Origin of the sequence: Pseudovibrio sp. Ad26 (assembly GCF_001623285.1) — a bacterium.
In the GTDB taxonomy this organism is placed as follows: domain Bacteria; phylum Pseudomonadota; class Alphaproteobacteria; order Rhizobiales; family Stappiaceae; genus Pseudovibrio; species Pseudovibrio ascidiaceicola.
The window spans coordinates 1-2865 of record NZ_LMCE01000041.1; the positions used below are offsets into that span (position 1 = coordinate 1).

At 53.2% G+C, this 2865-nt stretch carries 5 protein-coding genes; 4 read left to right on the forward strand and 1 reads right to left on the reverse strand.

Annotated elements, in window-relative coordinates; all coding sequences use genetic code 11:
• The 3 genes from PsAD26_RS29810 to PsAD26_RS05805 all read left to right on the forward strand — a co-directional run.
• Positions 1-222, forward strand: a 222-nt coding sequence (locus PsAD26_RS29810; protein ID WP_206599994.1) for a hypothetical protein, incomplete at its 5' end; no start/stop codon positions are given.
• 46 nt (positions 223-268) lie between these two features.
• Entirely contained in the window at positions 269-616 is a 348-nt protein-coding gene (locus tag PsAD26_RS05800; RefSeq protein WP_206599995.1) for a thermonuclease family protein, read from the forward strand.
• Positions 617-692: 76 nt separating this feature from the next.
• Positions 693-887, forward strand: a complete 195-nt coding sequence (locus tag PsAD26_RS05805; RefSeq protein ID WP_063288283.1) for a hypothetical protein — start codon at positions 693-695, stop codon at positions 885-887.
• 20 nt (positions 888-907) lie between these two features.
• Here the strand turns inward: PsAD26_RS05805 and PsAD26_RS05810 are convergent, their stop codons facing one another.
• The gene (locus PsAD26_RS05810; RefSeq protein ID WP_063309648.1) at positions 908-1531 is read right to left on the reverse strand and encodes a hypothetical protein; all 624 of its coding nucleotides are present in this window, start codon (positions 1529-1531) and stop codon (positions 908-910) included.
• Positions 1532-1909: 378 nt separating this feature from the next.
• On the opposite strand from PsAD26_RS05810, the gene PsAD26_RS05815 reads away from it, so the two are divergent.
• Positions 1910-2680, forward strand: a complete 771-nt coding sequence (locus PsAD26_RS05815) for a hypothetical protein (RefSeq protein WP_063309649.1) — start codon at positions 1910-1912, stop codon at positions 2678-2680.
• Positions 2681-2865: the final 185 nt, after the last annotated feature.

The window sequence follows — 2865 nt, forward strand, 5'->3', positions numbered from 1 at the left end:
CCGCGGCACGCAAAGCTGCGGCAGATCACAGCGCACTATCAGGCCCTGCGGCGGGCTGTGTGTGCGATCGACACATGGCAGCAACCAGCCTGCCAAATCCTGAAAGGTCCCCATGAAACATCTTCTGACAACCATCCTGTGCCTGACGATCTGGGCGGGCACACAGCAGACGCTGGCCAAGAGCCGGACACTGCCCGGGCCCTACACCGCCAGGACAATTAAAGTCATTGATGCCGATACCCTGCGCGTGTTTGTGGAAGTCTGGCCCATGGACTTCAAACGCGTGGATGTGCGGCTGGAGGGCATTGATACGCCGGAAAAGCGCAGCACGGGCTGCACCGCGCTCTATGGCGGCAAGGCGGCGGATGTCCCGGCGCATATCAAAACCCGTGAGAAACAACTGGGCCTCAAAGCAACCGAGTTTGTGAAGGCTCATGTAAAGCCGGATGACACCTTGCTGCTGACCGGGGTGAAGCTTGGCAAATACGCGGGCCGCGCCGTGGGCAAACTGGCCCTGAGTGATGGGCGGGATCTGGGTGCACTGCTCATCCAAAACGGCCATGCGGTGACTTACGACGGCGGCACCAAAGCAGCGCCGTGGTGTCTGGACAACTAAGCCCGGCACAGGAAAAGACGCTTCAACCCGGCCTCACACGATGCCGGGTTTTCTTTTGTTTTGAGGAGAGGGCTGCATGATCACCCGCAACGAGATTTCTACCGCAGCAGCCTTAGGCTCTGCCTGGATCGCCAACATCTGGGAGGGCTACGCAGAACCGCTCCTGCAGGCTGCAATAATTCTGCTGACCGTGCTCGGCGCCGCCTTCGTGGTCTGGCTGCGGTTTCTGGATATTCAGCTCAAGCGCAAGCAACTGCGGGAGAAGAACTAGCTCATCAGCTAGACTGGGGCTTATGCTGGATGGCCAATGTTTGCGTGTTTGCTGGACGCACCGGTCCACACGATTGGTGGCAAAGGCATAAGAGCGTACGCAGGCGGCAGCGCTTTTCGGGCTTCAATAGCGCTGAGCGGATCGAAGTTTTTGCGCAAGTCTCCGCCATCCAGATAGGTTTGCTTGACCTGTTCGGATGACTGATCGGGCAGATACACGGCGAGGCGATCAAAGAGACCGTGTTGCTCCATCCATTCGATCTTGTAGTCTGGATCTTTCATCTTCTGCTGCACGGCATGCAGATGGGCCAGCTCCTTCTGAGCATCGTCTATGTGCAGTTGATAGACGGCACGGTCTTCCGGGATTTGGGCTTGCTCCAGATTATCTTTGGCTTTCAAGAGGCGCTCATAATCCTGCTTGATCCATCTGGGCATCATGTCCTGAACCGCCTTATACTGTGCTGTGGCTCCATCAAGATATTTCATGTTTTTGTCGAAGCCGTCTTGTGTGGTCTTGATCCAGTTATCCCGCACCTCCGGACGTTCCATCCACTCTTCAAAGGTGACAAGAGGTACATGCACCTGCTGACCGTTCTCGATGGAAAAGCCATTGCTAAAATATTGACTTAAGTGATCAATTTGCATTCCGCCTCCGCAATAAAACTGGGGCATCTGAAAAAAATGATGCCCTAAGAAATCTGGTGCGACTCTGAAGGCCAACGTGCATTACTCTTGCATGCACCAAGGCGTACCCAAAGCGCTGTTTCCGGCTTGCCAACAACTGAGAGCAGGGCGCATGAGCTCACTCACAGAGCCCCCAAAGCCCGTCATTTAAATCCGCTCATGCATTCAAATTTTAAGTGCACAGATCTCTCCCAAACACACCAATGCAACCATCATAAAATGCGCAGGTGTAGGTAAAAGCGATGTACACCCTAGATTGACATAGGGCTTGGGTGTTGCTCGCAACAAAACTTAGGATCAGGGGCGTGACATCATCAGTTCATCAAAAGGAGGCCGGCCATGTTACTCCCCATCGACTACAGCTCTGTTTTGGCATGTGCGCAAAGCTTTGTGTTGGCGACGGAGCAGACGCTGAATGTCTATGCGTATCACGAGGTCGACTTTCTCAAAGGCGAGAAGTTTGATGGCTTCCAAAACCTGGAAAACAGCACGTTTACTGATCAGCTGAAGGCAGCCATTGCCGAGATGGAGAAGCGAACGGCAGCGCCTTACATGGTGTCCACATTCGGCGTCTATGGCATAGCAGGAAGCGGAAGCAATCCGTGCATCGGCATTTTTAATGAGACACCGTTTGTGCTCACGGATTGCTCCGGCTTTGTCAATCACGTTGTCTCTCATGTCTGCGGCGGGGTTGGGGCGGCGCTTGATGAGCATGGCAACAAGAAGCTGGCAAAGAACTATGCAACGCAGTCCTCAGACGATTTTTTCATAAAGCAGAACATCACGGCCATGGATGACGGCAGTGTCAACATCGGCCCCTATTACATTGCCCGCGGCTCAATTCTGGCGTGGACACTGCCTGCAAAGGACGATCCAACGGACACCGGGCATGTGATGGTGGTGGCTGAAGATACGGTGCTGCACACCACAGGGGATACGCAATATTTGACGATTATTGATTGCAGTGAAGTGAGAGCGGATAAGTCATCCGGCGTCAACCAAAGAACCATTTCCATGAAGCCCTCTGATGGAAAATGGCATGTGTCGCTCGCCTGTGATGACGATCCTCAAAGCGAACTTGAGTACATCAATGTTTTGAGGCTGAAATAGCCTTGCAAACACCGCAGCCAATGTGGTTTGGCTGCGGTTGTTAAATGTGAGGCTCAGATGGTAATCCCCCCGGAATTTGATCGAGTTTGAAAGTAGAGATATTGTTGCCTCATATTGAGGACTGATCTTATGAAGAAATCTCGTTTTAGTGACGCGCAGATTATTGCAATTCTGAAGCAGGGAGT